10 protein-coding genes are annotated in these 16,386 nt (G+C 47.8%); 3 read left to right on the top strand and 7 right to left on the bottom strand.

Features of this window, described 5'->3' with window-relative positions; genetic code table 11:
* Positions 1–12 precede the first annotated feature (12 nt).
* From QFZ51_RS08975 to QFZ51_RS08945, 7 genes are all read right to left on the bottom strand, one after another.
* Positions 13–1,527: a RagB/SusD family nutrient uptake outer membrane protein gene (locus QFZ51_RS08975; RefSeq protein WP_429045202.1), complete on the bottom strand. Its 1,515-nt coding sequence runs from the start codon at positions 1,525–1,527 to the stop codon at positions 13–15.
* A gap of 18 nt (positions 1,528–1,545) precedes the next feature.
* A complete protein-coding gene (locus QFZ51_RS08970) occupies positions 1,546–5,007 on the bottom strand; it encodes a SusC/RagA family TonB-linked outer membrane protein (protein ID WP_429045200.1) in 3,462 nt (1,153 codons plus the stop codon).
* Between the two features lie 341 nt (positions 5,008–5,348).
* Positions 5,349–6,536, bottom strand: coding sequence for a FecR family protein (locus QFZ51_RS08965; RefSeq protein ID WP_429045198.1), 1,188 nt, complete (start codon positions 6,534–6,536; stop codon positions 5,349–5,351).
* 88 nt (positions 6,537–6,624) lie between these two features.
* A complete protein-coding gene (locus QFZ51_RS08960) occupies positions 6,625–7,212 on the bottom strand; it encodes an RNA polymerase sigma factor (RefSeq protein ID WP_429045196.1) in 588 nt (195 codons plus the stop codon).
* Between the two features lie 99 nt (positions 7,213–7,311).
* Positions 7,312–7,839 (bottom strand): helix-turn-helix transcriptional regulator, encoded by a 528-nt coding sequence (locus tag QFZ51_RS08955; RefSeq protein ID WP_429045194.1) that lies wholly within the window; start codon positions 7,837–7,839, stop codon positions 7,312–7,314.
* Positions 7,754–9,712, bottom strand: coding sequence for a triple tyrosine motif-containing protein (locus QFZ51_RS08950; protein ID WP_429045192.1), 1,959 nt, complete (start codon positions 9,710–9,712; stop codon positions 7,754–7,756). Before QFZ51_RS08950 ends, QFZ51_RS08955 begins: the two co-directional genes overlap by 86 nt.
* Positions 9,713–9,740: 28 nt before the next feature.
* A complete protein-coding gene (locus tag QFZ51_RS08945; protein WP_429045190.1) occupies positions 9,741–10,199 on the bottom strand; it encodes a hypothetical protein in 459 nt (152 codons plus the stop codon).
* Positions 10,200–10,539: 340 nt separating this feature from the next.
* Here QFZ51_RS08945 and QFZ51_RS08940 point away from each other — a divergent pair, with 340 nt between their 5' ends.
* The 3 genes from QFZ51_RS08940 to QFZ51_RS08930 are packed head-to-tail and all read left to right on the top strand — an operon-like array spanning position 10,540 to position 16,382.
* On the top strand, positions 10,540–13,755 hold the full coding sequence (locus tag QFZ51_RS08940; protein ID WP_429045188.1) for a SusC/RagA family TonB-linked outer membrane protein: 3,216 nt from the start codon (positions 10,540–10,542) through the stop codon (positions 13,753–13,755).
* A gap of 23 nt (positions 13,756–13,778) precedes the next feature.
* A complete protein-coding gene (locus QFZ51_RS08935) occupies positions 13,779–15,278 on the top strand; it encodes a RagB/SusD family nutrient uptake outer membrane protein (RefSeq protein WP_429045187.1) in 1,500 nt (499 codons plus the stop codon).
* A gap of 24 nt (positions 15,279–15,302) precedes the next feature.
* The gene (locus QFZ51_RS08930; RefSeq protein WP_429045186.1) at positions 15,303–16,382 is read left to right on the top strand and encodes a hypothetical protein; all 1,080 of its coding nucleotides are present in this window, start codon (positions 15,303–15,305) and stop codon (positions 16,380–16,382) included.
* Positions 16,383–16,386: the final 4 nt, after the last annotated feature.

Here is a 16,386-nt window from a genome sequence, read left to right as displayed (position 1 = left end):
TAATTTTATGATTTAAAATGGTCTTCCATCCAGCGGTATATTCCATTGCGGGTTAAACTTCAATATCACGTTGGAGATGGTTAAAATAAAGTCTTTTGAATCCACGGTTCCTTCATGCGTTTCCGTGCCTATCTTATGTTGTATTTTAGGTTTGCACCAGGGCTTGCCGGTTTCGAGGCAAAGTCTTTTCAGGTCCAGGAAACGTTTGAATGAACCTAGCGGCAATTCTCTTCTTCTTTCATCCAGCACCTGCTGAATCACTTCATCCTGGGACCCTACCGGAAGCGTAGGCGTTCCGGTTTTGTAACGATAGCGGCGCAGGGTATTGAGGTCGCCGATGGCGGCGGCCAGCTGGTTGGTGCGGGCATATCCTTCTGCACGCATCAGCAACAGTTCGGGATATGAGAACCCGGCGGTCATGTTGGTTTTGGAACCGCGATAATACTGGATGCGGTTACCATCATCATACACCACATTATTGTAAGTGGTTTTATACCCCGGCGCTGTTAAAAAGAAATATTTAAACCGGAGGTCATTGGCCTGGTCGTACAACGCAATCACTTCATCGGAAGGATAGCTGGAGGAAGACCTGCCGGCGCCGGCATCGAGATTGCGGTACAGCAGGTTTTCACGGCTGTTGGCGGCGCTCAGGAAATTATCCGGTCCTTTAATGGTACTGTTGATAAGGTTGGTGGGATCCGTCCACGAAAAGCTGTTGTAGTCATAAATCAGTTTATCGGTGCCCCCTTTGCTGGCCGCCGTCCACGCGAGATTGGCATAATACACCACGCTGTCGTACTTCTGGGTAAACAGGTGATAGTATGCCAGCAATGCCTGCGCTGCCACTTTATTCGGGCGGGAAGGCCAGTTGGTTACTTCCGGCACATCCGGTAAAGCGGTGAGCACATCATTCTTCACCTGTGCAAAGGCCTGTTCCTGTGTGGATAAATCTGGTAATGCTGCGCCTATATCAGCACTGGTCACATAAGGAATGGTTTTAGTATCGTTGGGTGAACCAGGCTTATACACCGGACCATATACAAGCGTGGTAATAAAGTACGACCAGGCTCTATCTACCAGCGCCTGTGCCACTACTGTTTTTGCATACTGCTGATTTTCTGCACTGAGGTTGGGAATAGCGCGTATGCCATCTATCACGTTGTTGAAATAAGCCATAGAGCGGTAAGTGCCCCAGTCCCAGAAATAATCCGATGTAGACGGATTTTTATAAGGCTGTCTGAAAACATACGCCCAGTAACGGTCGATGTTAGGATGGTTGTTGGCTTTGTAACTAATATTCCCGATACCATCGGAAAGCGACAGGTTATCTGTCAGGTAGCCGAGGTTACACCCGGTGTTGTTATCAATGAACACCCACTGGGCAATATTGCTGTTATCCAGCAGGTGATCAAAGTCTGCCACCTCTGAAGGGATCAGTTTTCCTTTTGGTTTTACATCCAGGAATTTTTTGCAGGAGCTGATACTTCCCGCCATGATAATAACCAGTATGAGTATACGCTGTTTCATGATCGCCGTAGTTAATTGTTAAAGACTGAATGATAACCCTACATAAAATTCCGGCCGCAGCGACAGGGAAGAAAATCCTTGTTCTGTAAATGCGCCGGTACCACCGGACAGGTTCAGTTCTGATGTTTCAGGATCACGGTGATCGCTGTTAGCGGTGATCATGAACAGGTTCCTTGTCTGGAAATAAATCCGGGTACTGGTGAAGCCGATACGTTTCAGCAGGCGAGGGTTAATATCGTAGGTTAATGTTACATCCCGGAGTTTCATGTAGCTGGCGCTTTCTATGAGAATGTCTGAATAAGGGAAATAGAACATATCCATATTCCAGCTGCTGAGTTTAGGATAAATGGTGTTGGCTTCATCGCCCGGTTGTTTCCATCTTTCCGATACATGCTTGTTCAGGATATTAGATCCGCTGAAGGCATCTCTCCTCAATACATTCCCGAGCTTTGCAATAAACATAAAAGACAAATCGAAATTTTGCACACGGAAAGAATTGGTTAAGCTGATCGCATATTTCGGGCGCAGGGTACCGCTGTAAATCAGGTCGCCCACGGCCACGTTGCCACCGCCGCTTTTTTCTCCTTTGGCAGTATAGAATTGTGATACGCCATTATTATCGAGGCCGGCATACTGGTAGCTGTACAGGGCATCCAGCGGATCGCCTGCTTTTTTGATAGCGCCATTGGTGATGCTGGAGGCATACTGGTAATTTACATTATAGGTAACAACCGTATTATTGTTGTAGCTGAAATTGAGGAAAGTGTTCCAAACGAAATTACGTTTCCGTAATACATCTGCATTTATTGAAATTTCATATCCTTTGTTTCTTACTTCCCCTATATTTTTCACCAGGGAACTGAAGCCACGGGTAGGATCAATAGCATCGGATGCCAGCAGGTCACTGCTGTTACGCAGGTAATAATCGGCGGTTAAATTAATCCGTCTGTTCAGCAGGGAGATATCCACACCAAAGTTGGTGCTTTTTGTTTTTTCCCAACGGAGCGAGTTATTAGGCGGTGAAGAGATACTGTAAGATACATCTCCGGTATAATTGGAATAACTGCCAGGGGTAATGATCAGGAAAGGACCTGAGTTCAGGGAAATATTTCCGTTGATACCATAGGATGCGCGCAGATCCAGGCGATCAATCAATGGTACATGAAAGAATTTTTCCTCCGCCAGTTTGTAGGTGCCCCCGGCAGACCACAACGGTTTGTAGCGGTAGCGCGGATCGGTACCAAAGAAATTGGTTTGATCCAGCCGGATACTTCCACTGAGAATAAAGCGGTTATTATATTCATAGGAACCGTTGGCATACCAGGAAACAAAACGGTTATCCTGGTAGGCGTAACTGCCTATGCTGGCTGTAGGTCTGCTGGTGCCCAGCATATCTGCATTATAGGACCCTGCATTATAATCGGCATAGTTAAAAGTAGAAAACGTACCTGCCTGATCGTTGTATCCAAAGCGGGTTGGCAGGGCATTGTTATCTGCCGTGTTCCGGCTTATTTCATTACCGGCGATGGCGCTTACGCGGTGTTTGGTTGCAATTACCCGGTTAAAGTTCAGCTGTGTGCGGAACATATAGCTCTGGTTAAAATTGCGCGCTTCATTTACCACTGCGCCATCCGGGATATAATGTTTGGAACCGTTGGAGATGGAAGCATTATCATCGTACCATTGCCGCACCCGGTAAGACGTTTTATCGTACAGCGACCTGGTTTGTGCATCGCCGCGGCTCCAGGCACCTCCTGCTTCTATGTTCAGCCCGTCGAAGATCTTTACATTCACGCTGCCGCCCAACCGGATCTGCAATGCTTTTGTGTTGTAGGTTTCCAGCCCAAGATCATCCAGCGGATTATAGTACAGTGGTTTCAACCCTGTTAACGCAGTATACCGGTCTTCTTTCTTCTGGTTTTTAGATGGCACATTCAGTGTTTCTCCTGTAGCCGGGTCTACCAGCAGGTTGTACGGTTGTATCAGCGAGGTGTTGGTGAATGCCAGCATATCTTGCCAGCCGCGCACCGGTGAAGCGGAAGTGGCATAGTTCACATTGGAGAACAGGCGGATGTTCACACCTTTGCGGGGCTGCCAGTCGTTTTTCACATCGAAGATGAGGCGGTTGTCTGAATTCCGGACGGTGTTATTCTGATTGGATACATATCTTACTGCGGCGTTGAGCATACTTTTTTCACTGCCGCCGGATAAGGAGATATTGTGTTGCTGTGTAAACTGGTTTCTGAAATAATATTTCTCCATCTGTGCCAGTCCGTCGTTTTTCTTCAGGGCATCCAGCTCCGCGGTCACATCTTTTTCGTTCATCCATCCCTGTGACTTTGCGATCAGCAGGTAGTTAACACGGGAAGTGCTGCCGTAGTTATTATAGGTAGTGAGATAGTCGTTGGGATCCTGGTTATAGAGCTCTATTTCCGCATCCACGTAATCGGCGGACGATGCCCTGTTAAGATTCGACAGATCGGGTTTCAGCGTGATGCCGGTAGATCCTTTGTATTCTACCTGCAACGCACCTTTTCTGCCGGTGCGGGTAGCGATTACGATTACGCCGTTGGAGGAGCGGGCGCCGTAAATAGAGGCGGCTACTGCATCCTTGAGCACAGTGATCGATTCTATGTTATCGATATTGAGAGATTCCAGTCCTGCGCTGGAAGGGTACCCGTCGATTACCAGCAGGGGCGCGCTGGCAGCAGTGCCCAGCAAGGTAGACACGCCACGGATTTCCAGGTTACCTTCCTTGGTGAGTACCACCCCGGTGGCTTGACCTTCAAGGGCTGATTTCACATCCGGTTTCAGTTTAGCGCGGAGGCGATAGGGATCAATGACGGAAAAAGAGCCGGTGGCCCTTTCCCGGGAAATGGTCTGGTAGCCGGTGTTCACCACATCGATGCCGGTGAGCTTATTATTGGATGGTTTCAGCGTGATGCTGATAACGCCGTTTTTGCCCACTACAAGTTCCTGTTTTTCGTAGCCCACATAAGAGAACGACAGCACGGCATTTTCGTCTCTCACCGCAACGGTATACTCCCCGTTGTTATTGGTTTGTGTGCCTTTGCCGGTGCCTTTCACTACTACCGAAACGCCGGGCAGCGGAATACCATTTTCATCGGTAATGCGCCCGGTAATTACGATCTGTGCCGGGGCGGCGGGCAATGCCGGCGTACGGGGCACGATGCGTGTAACCGTAATGGTTTTGTCTTCGATGGCATACTCCAGGTTCTGCCCCATGAGCGAAACGTGTAGTAGTTCCTGGATAGTGGCATTTTTCATGTCCAGCGTAACGGGGCGGGTACTTTGCAGTGCATCGTAATTATAAAAAACGATGTAGCCCGTTTGCCGGTTGATAGTGGTAAAGACCGTTGATAACGGTGTGTTTCTGACAGACAGTGTTACGCGTTGTGCAGCGCTTTTGGCGCTAACCTGCAGCATGCCTGCCATTAGTAATAAAGCAGATAACCTCATGATCCTCCAAATTTTGGTTGGCAGATTATTTTTTTTCATTGTACCGGCAAATACCGGGTTGTAAGATCTGCATTGGTGGTGATGCTTTCCGGAAGTGTTGATGTGGTGATGATCAGGCCTGCGGACAAGGGAATACGATCCCTCTTCTCTGTTTTGGAACAAAGCAGTTAAAATCATACATTTGATTTCGGTGATAAAAATGAGTTTACACGAATAATTTATTGCCTGTAACCAGTGATGTTTGCCCATCACTGGTTTTTTAATGGCGCTGGTTTTAGTTGATTTTGATTACTTCTGGTACAATAGCTGGTCAGATTTAAGTGTTAAAAAATATGGCATGCTTACGATCGTAATACGGTTATTTTTCTTCCTTCTATTTTAAACAGTACTCCATTTTTTTCTAATATTTTGAGGATGCCCGATAGGGACAGGCTGCGCTGCATACCGCCGCCAAAGCGCATTTCGGGCGGTGTACCTTCGTATACAACTTCTATATCGTACCAGCGTTCCAGCTGCCGCATCACGGTGGTAATGTCTGCCCGGTCGAAGATAAAAAAGCCATTCTTCCAGGCTACGGCTTCCTGCACATCGGTACCTGTTACTGTGATGTTGTTACTGTTGCTGATGCGTGCCTGCTGGCCGGGCAGCAGTTTTTTTATGACGCCATTGCGGCCAACGTTCACAGCGCCTTCCAGCAGGGTTACTGCCAGCGCATTTTCATTCGTATATGCCATCACATTAAAATGGGTGCCCAGTACGGTGATATCGGCGCCGTTGGCCTTTACCAGGAATGGTTTTCCGGGCGCCTTAGCTACTTCAAAATATCCTTCGCCGGTGAGTTCCACGGTTCTGTTGTTACCTGTGAAAGCTGTAGGAAAACGCAGGGAGCTGGCTGCATTGAGCCATACCTGGGTGCCGTCTGGCAGGGTAAGCTGGTATTGTCCGCCACGGGGAGTAGTTAATGTATTATAAGTAACCGGGGCGGTAGCGCCGGTGGCATGGTACAATACCTGCCCGTTTTGTAATTTGATGATGCTGGTGCTGCCTTGTTTGCCGAGCGTATCATTTTTGGCTTCATCCAGCACAATCTGGGAGCCGTCTGCCAGGGTGAGCATGGCTTTATTGCCGCCGGGGGCGATGTCATTTTTATAACGCTGTGCGAGTGCAGGAACGGGTTTCATGGTGGCTACCGGCCGGAGCAGGAAATATAAACCGGTGGCTAACAGCAGGCCGGTAACTATGGCGGCAGCCCACCAGAGGCGGTGTATAAACTTCACCGGTTGCACGGTTTCCACAAAAGGAGTGGTAAGGTCTGCGCCGGTAATACTTTGCAGCAAAGCGGTGCGGGCGGCAGTATCGACGGGGGTGGTATCCGCAGGCGCCTGCCACATCAGATCCGTCAGCGCGGCCATGAGTATTTCCATGTTGCCGTCGTCTTCCAGCAATGTGTACAACTCTTCCTGCTCTTCGACCGTTTCGTTACCGGAAAGTCGCTGTTGCAATAAATATATGACCCTTTGCTCCTGCATGCGTAAAAAGAAAACCGGGATTTAAACGGCTCCCCGGTATTAAGAATAGGCTAACGACCTAAAGGACCTATCTGTTTAAAAATATTTTTTACCTGCAAATAAAAATCAGGTAAACAAGCGGGATGGCATGCCCGTTGCGACGCAGGTGCTCCCGTATGGCTTTCAGGGAAAACACCAGGGCATTTTTAACAGAGTTGGGCGACAAATCCAGCTCTGTGGCTATTTCCGGGATCTTCATACCACGATTGCGGCTCATCTGGTAAATGCGCCGGCGTTGCGGCGACAGCAACATCACGGCTTCTTCTATAACAGTATGCAATTCTTTCAGTGTGAGCCGCCGGGTAGCGGTATCGGTGTCATCGGCGGTAACCACTGCCGTTCCGCGCAGGCGGTATTCGTTGGCTTCTTTTTTCAGGTAAGTATAACACTCGTTGGCGGCCACTTTAAATAGCCAGGCTTTCGGATGGTCGATGTCCGCGAGCTTGTCGCGGCTCAGCCATACCCGCAGGAAAGTAGCCTGGATCACCTCTTTGGCGTTCTCGGGCGACTTCACCATTTTCCGGATAAATGGTTCCAGCGTTGTCAGGGAAGTATTGAAGAGGATACCAAACGCCGCTTCATCGCCCTCAGAAATGCGCTGAAACAGTGATTTGTCAATATAGATATTGTCGTGCATTATCGTTGCAGAATACGCTGATGGTTGATAAGGTTGGTGGTATCGCCACTAAAGTAATGAAAATTGAGCGGATCCTCACTGCCTCCTCATTTGAATAAATCAGATCTCATTCAGGAAGTCTGTCATCGACTGCTCCGTCAGCAGGTTCAGTTTCTTCCGGAGGCGGTACCGCTTTATTTCCACGCCCCGCACCGAAATGGCCATCAGCTGCGCAATTTCTTTGGTAGATAATTTCAGCTGCAGGTAAGCACAAACCTTCAGATCGGTATTCGTCAAGGCAGGGAATTTGCTTTTCAGCTTCTTCAGGAAGTTATTGTTGATCTCATCAAAATGAGCGGCGAACTGATCCCAGTTATCATTATTCTTTTCTACATCATTTAACAATAACAGCGCGTTCTTGATTTCCGGGTTGTTACCATTCTTTTTATATACCGATGCCAGGATATCTTTTACTTTCACCAGCGCATCGCCTCTCTCCACCAGGTGCATGGACGCATCTGCCAGCGCGTTGTTTTTAAAATGTATTTCATTCGCCAGCTTTTCATTCTGCAGCTTGATGATTTCCTTTTCGTTTTTTTCCCAGCTCCAGCTGGTGAATATATTTAAGACGCTGCTGCTCCTCGTCAAAGCGGCGCTGCTGGATGCGCAGGTTCCTTTCCTGCCAGCGGTTCAGGAGATATAGCACAGCGAGGAACAACAACACATAGCCAATATACGCCCAGGTAGTTTTATACCATGCGGGCAGCACTTCAAAACTGTAGGTCACCACTTCTGATTCATGTCCGAGGTTATCGTGTGCTTTTATTTTAAAAAGATATTTACCGTCCGGAAGGTTGGTGTAATCCTTTTCTGTTTTGGGCGACCAGGCGGACCAGCGCTGATCGTATCCTTCCAGCTGGTAGCTGTATTCTATATTACTTTGCAGTCCGTATGCCGGCGAGCTGTATTCAAAATGGAAGGAGTTATATCCTTTTGGTAAAGCCACCATTTCGGTGTCATCCTGTAAATAACCGGCCGCTCCGCGGTGATGGAAATAGCCGCCGAAAATAACACTGTCGGATTTACCAAAAGCCTTTACCTGCCCCAGTAAAACCTTCACCGCCTGTTTGTTGGTGGCATACTTTTCATAGTTCAGGTGAATAGTGCCTTTTTCGGAGCCAATGAAAATATTCTCTTTATTATAGGGATAAATGTTTTCAAATCCCAGTAATATCTTGCCGTTCAGCTCTGGTATCCAGGTAATGGTAAATGGTTTATCGCCGGAAGACTGGTTGAAATTCACCACCCCAATATCCTTGCCGCTGCAAAACCAGATATTACCATCGGCATCTTCATTCATATACCGTATTTCCATGTTGCCCAGTATGGGCGTCAGGAAGGCGGAAGGAACAAACCGGTTGGTGGCCGGATCAAATTCATATACCCCTTTACCCGTGCAGAACACCACGCGGTTCTTTATCTTAAAAACATAATTACTCAGCGCTGAAGGCAGCCCCGCACTATCCGTGAGCAATTGGGAAGAAACGGTTTTGTTATCGGCCGACAGCTGCAGCTTATAAACGCCCCGGTACGGGTGCGACGCCCAGATGATGTTGTTATTATCTATTTCCAGGAAACGCAGCGACTCTCCTACCCCTTCCAGTTTTCCTTTATCGGTAAACTGGCCGGCACTGTATTCCAGCAGCTGCACGCCGGTATAACTGCCTACCAGGACGTTTTTTGCAGGATACACTGCCGATACCGGTTTATACAGCCAGGCGCCGGGTTCAGCAAATAGCGGCACGGCGCTGTGATCTTTCAGGACAGCGCTGCCGGTGTGTTGTGCCAGCAGGATGTGATTGTTCACCTCATCGAGGCGCCACACTTCTGCCTTGCTGTTCCTTACGCGGGTAAAATCACCTTTGGAGAAACTGAGATCGCCCGAGGCAGCCGCCAGCGGCACGTACCAGGCGCCGTCCGATGTGGCAATGTACAGTTCATTATTAAAGATACGGGTGGAGTATCCCGACAGCTCATTGCTTTTACTGGGTGTAATATATTTTATGGCGGCATTGTAGGCGATAAAGCTGATACCATTATTGAGCCCGGCCCAGAGGTTATTATGTTTATCAAGGAAGACGCTGATCACGTCATTATTCTGAAGTCCTTCCGTGCGGGAAATCTTTTGCACCACTTCGCCGTTGAAGTTGAGCACCACGCAACCTTCCGTGGAGGTGCCTGCCACAAATTCCATGGCGTTGATCTGTGCGGAGATATTCACATTGCCGGTGGAAAAGGCTGCGTGTTGCTGGATGATGGAGTCGTTGCGTAAAAGGAATTGTCCTTTTGCCTGGGTTATCACCAGGAGCGTATCAGCCCCGATGCCTATAATGCCGGATATGAGGCCGTCTGTAAATTTATGGCCGGTATTAACGGGCTGCCATTCATTATTTTTAAACAGCATCAGTCCATTATACTTATCCTGTGCATACAGTCTATGGCCGGCCTGTTTCAGGTACAACCACTCGCTGGGATATACTTTAATACTGTTATTCCGGTATTCGAAGATGCGGTCGGAAGCCTGGAAGAAAACAGCTTCTTTTATAAATTTCTATCCGCCAGATGTCCGCAAACTTATTATGTGAGGCAGGAACAAGGTCCCTCAGGGAGGTATAAACGAGATTACCGTTTGGCCCGGGTGCGAAGTAGCCGAGTTCTCCCTGGCCACCGGCATAGATCCGGTCGACCGTATCAATGGCCAATGCGCGCACAATAGTACGGTTTGGAAGCGGGTATGCTTTCCAGTGACTGCCATCATAGGTAAGCATTCCTTCGTTGTTGGCGAAGTACATGATGCCTTTGCTGTCCTGTTCAATATCCCAGGTTTGGGTGCCTGCCTGGAAGTCGCTTTTACTATAATTGATGATCCGGGGCAACCCGATCGTATTCTGACCTGCGGCCATCCGGAAACACCCGATGCATAAAAAAAACAGCCACCATCTTTTCATAAAATATAGGATTACTTCCGGTGATGTAGTAATGATGTAGTTTAAATTTATTAATAATCAATCATTTATCCAATTGTGATGCAGTATAGATGTAGTCGGAAAATTGGCTTCGTTCTGTGGAAGGTGTAATTTTAGCCCAATCAAAACAGTATAAAAATAGTACTTAGTCAACTGAAATCATCCATCCATTTAAAAAAATGCAGAACACCACGATGCTGTAAAAAAGATCACCTGCAGCCATAAAATGAAATAAACATCAACGGGATTTCACGTTTACCGCCAGCACACCGATGCTGGTGAAAGTACCCCGCATGTAAAATCGTCAACAAAAAATTCACGTATGAAAAAACTCTTACAAAGCATTCTTATCCCGCTATTGCTATTATTTGCCTCCACATTGTGGGCGCAAAACAAAACCGTTACCGGTAAGGTAACAGATGAAACCGGGGCGCCTATACCCGGCGCTTCTGTAATAGCTAAACTATCCAAAACTGCCGTAGCAGCAGATGCCAATGGCGCCTTCTCTATATCCGTAACACCGGAAGAGAAAGTGCTGGATATCTCCGCCATCGGATATACCACCTTTCATATAGCGGTAGGAGCTTCGCCGTTAGCAGTACAGCTGGCGCTCTCCAATAAAGAACTGGGAGAAGTAGTGGTAGTAGGTTACGGCACCCAGAAGGTAACCAAAATATCCGGCGCCATCTCCACAGTGAAGGGAGCGGATATCGCCAATCTCCGGCCCGTAAGGGCAGAAGAAGCCCTGCAGGGAAGGGCTTCCGGCGTAAGCGTTATCCAAAGCGGTTCCCCCGGCGCCAAGCCTACTGTGCTGATACGCGGTATCCCCTCTTACAGCGGTTCCGACCCACTGGTGGTAATAGATGGCGTACCTCAAACGCTGGACGACCTGAATGCCGTGAACGCAGCAGACATTGAATCCATCAACGTGCTGAAAGATGCTGCTACCACCGCTATTTATGGCGTAAAAGGCGGCAACGGCGTGATTATGGTCACCACCCGCAGCGGCAGAAGGAATCAACGGCCCGAAATTACCGTGAACGCCAATTATGGCATACAGGAAGTATTCAAAACCATAGGAGTGCTGAATGCCACTGAATACGCCGGCATCATCAATGAAGGCAGCGTAGCTTCCGGCGGCAACATCATCTTTCCCGACCTTTCCAAAATGGGCGTAGGTACCAACTGGCAGAAAGAGATTTTCCACCAGGCGCCCATGCAAAATTATAATGCCAGCGCAAGAGGCGGTGGAGACAAGATCACCTATTTCATTTCCGGCAGCTACCTTGGACAGGATGGTATTGTTGGCGGCGGCAGTAAATCCAATTTCAACAGGATCAATGGTACTGCCAATATCACCGCCGATGTCACCAATCGCCTGAAATTGATCGTGAACACCAGCTTCGCCAATATTAAAAATAAAGGAATACAGGAAAATTCGTTCAATTCCATTATCGGCAGCGCACTGAACTTTGATCCTACCCTGCCGGTATATAATGAAATACCGAATACACCCGGTAAATATAGCTTCAGTAACCTCCTTACCTCCGAAATTTTCAACCCGCTTACCAAACTGGAAAATACCTACAATACTTCCAGCGGCAACAAACTGTTCGGAAAAGTAGAACTACAGTACGATATCCTGAAGAACCTAAAAGCGACCACCCGCTTTGGCTATACCAATTACGACCAAACCGGCAAGAACTTTACGCCGCTGGTGTTTTATGGTCCGCTGAACGTGGAAAACACCATGGGTGCGGATGGCAATGCCATTCCGCTCAAAAATGAACTGGGCATGCTGGCGGGTTCCACCCACAACAGCGTGAGCGAGTTTAAGAACAGCGCAGCCAGTTTTACGTCAGAAACCTATCTGAACTATAACTTCAATATCAAAAATGATCATCACTTTGATGCGGTAGCCGGTATCTCCTTTTTTAAATCTACTAACAACGGCATGACCGTTACCCGGCAGGACGTACCTTTCAACTCGTGGCAGTTTGCAGATTACAACGCCGCCACCGGTATCAATACCGCTGCTATTCCTTATATTATAGATACGGTGATCAATAATGTACCAGTAAAGATCTATAACTCCAAAGGAGATATTCCCGCCAACCTGAACGGACAAACAGCCAGCAAATACAACGGATTCCGTAAAAATTTATCTTACTTCGGCAGGATCAACTATGATTACAAAGATAAATACCTCGCCTCCGTTACCATGCGCAGGGATGGTTCCTTTGCCTTTGGTACAGATAATAAATTCGCAGACTTCCTTTCCGGTTCACTGGGCTGGGTAGCGTCTTCAGAAAATTTCTTTCACTCTGATTTTGTCAACTATCTGAAAATAAGAGGCAGCTATGGTACTGTGGGAAATGAAAACACCAACCCGGCTTTCCCCAGGATTGTAACAGGCGGTCCTAATTACGACGACGGCAATAACAACGGATATACTTTTGGCAATACTTTCCTGTCGGGATCTACGGTAGGTTCCTATGCCAATACTACGCTGAGCTGGGAAAAACAAACCCAGTTTAATGCTGGTTTTGATGTTACCTTCTTCCATAACAAGTTTAACCTCAGCGCCGATTACTTCCAGAAAAGCGTAAAGGGTTTGCTGTTCAAACCTATTGTATCCCTTTTCCTGGGAACGGCTAAAGTGCCGGATGCCAACATCGGTTCTACCAAAAGCAGTGGTATAGATCTCAACCTCGGTTACACCGATAAAATAGGCCGCGACCTTTCCATTAATACCAACGTGACTTTCACCACTTCCGAAAACGAAGTAACCGGCACCAACTCTGATAACTCCTTCATACTGTATGGTGGCAGTTATTTCAATGGTCAGTCGCAAACGGTTACTGCTTTTGAAACCGGCAAAGCGCCCGGCTATTTCTACGGATTCAAAACAGCCGGCTTATTCCAGTCGGCCGACGAAGTAAACAAAGCGCCCAAACAAAGTGGGGCGCAGCCCGGCGATATCCGCTTTGTGGATGTAAACGGCGATGGAGAAATTACGGACAAGGATAAAACAAACATCGGCAATCCCTTCCCGAAATTCACGATGGGCTGGAACCTTTCTCTGGGTTATAAAAACTTCGACCTGAACATTTTCACGTATGCTTCTGTTGGCAACGATATCTACCGGGCATACGAAAGAAATGCTACATATACCAACAAATTCCGCGATATACTCGCCCGCTGGACCGGGCCCGGAAGTACCAATGATGCCCGTCACCCACGCTACTCTTTTACGGACGCCAACAATAATGCGCGGGTATCCGACCGCTACGTGGAAGATGGTTCTTTCGTAAAACTAAAAAACATACAGCTGGGATATACCTTCCCCCGTTCTGTGCTGGACCGTGCAGGATTTAAACAGGTACGTGTATTTGCCCAGGTTAAAAACGCGTATACGTTTACCCGTTACTCCGGCTTTGATCCTGAAATCGCCGGTGGTATAATGGAATCGGGCATCGACAGAGGCGCTTATCCACAGGCCAGGACCTGGTCTTTAGGTATTGATTTAAAACTGTAATGTTCAAAGTAAAAAGACAACAAATGAAAAACATACTGAAAATAGCAGGCATACTTTATTTCACGATTGCCATGAGCTCCTGCAAAAAGTGGGTCGATTACAAACCGAGCGACAGCTTTAACGTAACAGACCAGGATTACCTGAAAAGTGAAAGCGATTACCGGACCATGGCGGTGAGTACCTACTCTCCTATCCAGTGGCTGAACCAGGCGGTACCCATTGGTGATATTGCTTCCGACAACTCCGTAAGCGGCGGTGAAAGTGCCTCCGATGTACTGGGATTACAACAGATGGATGATTATGCCATCACCACCAATAATGATTACTTAACGGAGATATGGTCTGCTTCCTATGAGGGCATTAACCGTGTAAACTACCTGACCCAGTTTAAGGACAAGAACCCCGGCGGCGGCACGGTTGATTTTCCCGGCAAAGAAGCGCTGTATGGAGAAACCTATTTCCTGCGGGCGTATTATTATTTCACGCTGGTGAAATTTTTTGGAGATGTCCCCCTGTTTGCTGATAAAAGATTAACACTGGCCGATTCCAGGACATTGCCCAGGTCTCCCAAAGCAGATGTATATAAACAGATAGAGCTGGATCTGAACAATGCCATTGCTGTATTACCTGCTACGCAGCCACAGGCCGGACGTATTACCAAATACGCCGCACAGGCATTGCTGGGGAAAGTACTGCTCTATCAGAACAAGTTCAACGAAGCCGCGGCCATGCTGGAGAATGTGGTGAATGGCCCGTTTACGCTGGTAGCTGAATTTGGAGATATTTTTCTGCAGTCAGGAGAAAATGGTATTGAGTCTGTTTTTGAAATTCAATATTCCAATCTTTCTCCCTACTACAACTGGGGCGCCGCTACCCGTGGACAGGGCAACTATGCTGTACAGCAGTGTGGAATACGGGGATTAAACGGTGGCAGTCCCTATGCCTCCGGATGGAGCACCAACTTACCCACCCAGAACCTCGCCAACGCCTACGCTGCAGGCGATCAGCGGAAAGACGTTACGGTACTGGATATAGAAGCCTACAAAAATGCACACCCGGATTTTAAAATTACTTACCAGGTAGCACCTTATAAAAATACCGGTTTATACAACCAGAAATATTTACCAAGAAAAGGAGAAACTTCCGGTCAGCTGGAACTAAACTATCTCAATAACTACAGAACTATCCGTTATGCCGATGTATTACTGATGGCCGCAGAAGCCAACAACCGTGCTACCACACCCAATGATGCCAAAGCACAAACCTACCTGAACAAAGTTCGCCGCCGTGCTTTCAGGGATAATGCGCACGATATTACCTTAACCGGCAGCGCCTTAACAGACGCCATCTGGAAAGAACGCCGGCTGGAGCTGGCCATGGAAGGCGACCGCTTCTTTGATCTCGTAAGAACAGGTAAAGCTGCTACCACCATCACCGGTTTCAAAACAGGTAAAAATGAGTTGTTCCCACTGCCACAAAGGGAAGTGGAAATATCCAACTTACCACAGAATCCAGGGTATTAATCGCTTATCAGTAAAACAAAAAGCATGAAAAGACTTTCATATATACTACTGGCATTTGCGCTAAGCAGTTGCACCAAGTTAACAGACGACGATCTGTCGTTTTTAAATTCCATACAAGCGCCTTCCGATGAATCGCTGTTGTTTAAAATTGCGGATGATAATTCCGGGCAGGTGACCATTACGCCCAACAGCGCAGGAGGTACCAGCTATGATATTTATTTTGGAGATGGGACTACCGCACCCGTAACGGTGTTACCCGGAAAGAACACCACGCATGTATATAAAGAAGGGACATATCCCGTGAAGGTGGTGACCACCGGTTTGAGCGGGTTAAAATCGGATACCACCGCACAGCTGACCGTCACTTTCCGGGCGCCGGAAAATGTAACCGTTACTACTACGGGCAACGCGCATGAACTCACCCTATCTGCCACTGGGCTGTATGCCACCGGTGGTTTCAAAGTATCTTTCGGCGAAGTTCCAAACGAAGAACCGGTGCTGATTGCCGCCGGCGCCAATATAAAACACACTTATGCCAAAGGCGGTGTGTATACCGTTAAAGTGGAAGCATTGAGCGGGGGAAAAGCCACCACCGTTGTTACAAAAGACGTGACGATTTATGATCCGCTCACACTGCCCATGACCTTTGAGCTGCCGACCGTTAACTATGCCTGGGGCGACTTTGGCGGCAGCGCTACTTCTGTGATCGCCAATCCCGTGCGGAGCGGTATCAATACCAGTGCTACCGTTGGTAAAATTGTAAAGACAAAAGCGGAAGTATGGGCCGGCAACTTTATTGTAATGACCGATCCCATTGATTTTACGCAGCACAAAAAGTTCAGGGTAAAAGTATATTCCTGGCGCGCCGGCATGCGGGTATTACTGCAACTGGAAAGAAACGGCGATAACACTTTCCAGGAAAACGTGGAGATGGTCACCACTGTAGCAAATGCCTGGGAAGAGCTCACGTTTGATTTCTCCGGAAAAATAAAAGATAACAGCAAACGCCTGCAGAACATCCTCTTTTTCCTGGACAACGGCGTAACGGGAGATGGCAGTAACAACTTCACCCTTTTGTTTGACGATATTACTTTAACTAACTAATCCA

Origin of the sequence: Chitinophaga sp. W3I9 (assembly GCF_050434025.1) — a bacterium.
GTDB lineage: Bacteria > Bacteroidota > Bacteroidia > Chitinophagales > Chitinophagaceae > Chitinophaga.
The sequence above is the reverse complement of the archived record's forward strand: the minus strand, read 5'-3'. Positions and strand labels throughout refer to the sequence as shown.

Excerpts from the sequence above, each read along its gene's own strand:
- QFZ51_RS08975 (WP_429045202.1), bottom strand. The coding sequence starts at position 1,527 with ATGAAACAGCGTATACTCATACTGGTTATTATCATGGCGGGAAGTATC.
- QFZ51_RS08970 (WP_429045200.1), bottom strand. The coding sequence starts at position 5,007 with ATGAGGTTATCTGCTTTATTACTAATGGCAGGCATGCTGCAGGTTAGC.
- QFZ51_RS08965 (WP_429045198.1), bottom strand. The coding sequence starts at position 6,536 with ATGCAGGAGCAAAGGGTCATATATTTATTGCAACAGCGACTTTCCGGT.
- QFZ51_RS08960 (WP_429045196.1), bottom strand. The coding sequence starts at position 7,212 with ATGCACGACAATATCTATATTGACAAATCACTGTTTCAGCGCATTTCT.
- QFZ51_RS08945 (WP_429045190.1), bottom strand. The coding sequence starts at position 10,199 with ATGAAAAGATGGTGGCTGTTTTTTTTATGCATCGGGTGTTTCCGGATG.
- QFZ51_RS08940 (WP_429045188.1), top strand. The coding sequence starts at position 10,540 with ATGAAAAAACTCTTACAAAGCATTCTTATCCCGCTATTGCTATTATTT.
- QFZ51_RS08935 (WP_429045187.1), top strand. The coding sequence starts at position 13,779 with ATGAAAAACATACTGAAAATAGCAGGCATACTTTATTTCACGATTGCC.
- QFZ51_RS08930 (WP_429045186.1), top strand. The coding sequence starts at position 15,303 with ATGAAAAGACTTTCATATATACTACTGGCATTTGCGCTAAGCAGTTGC.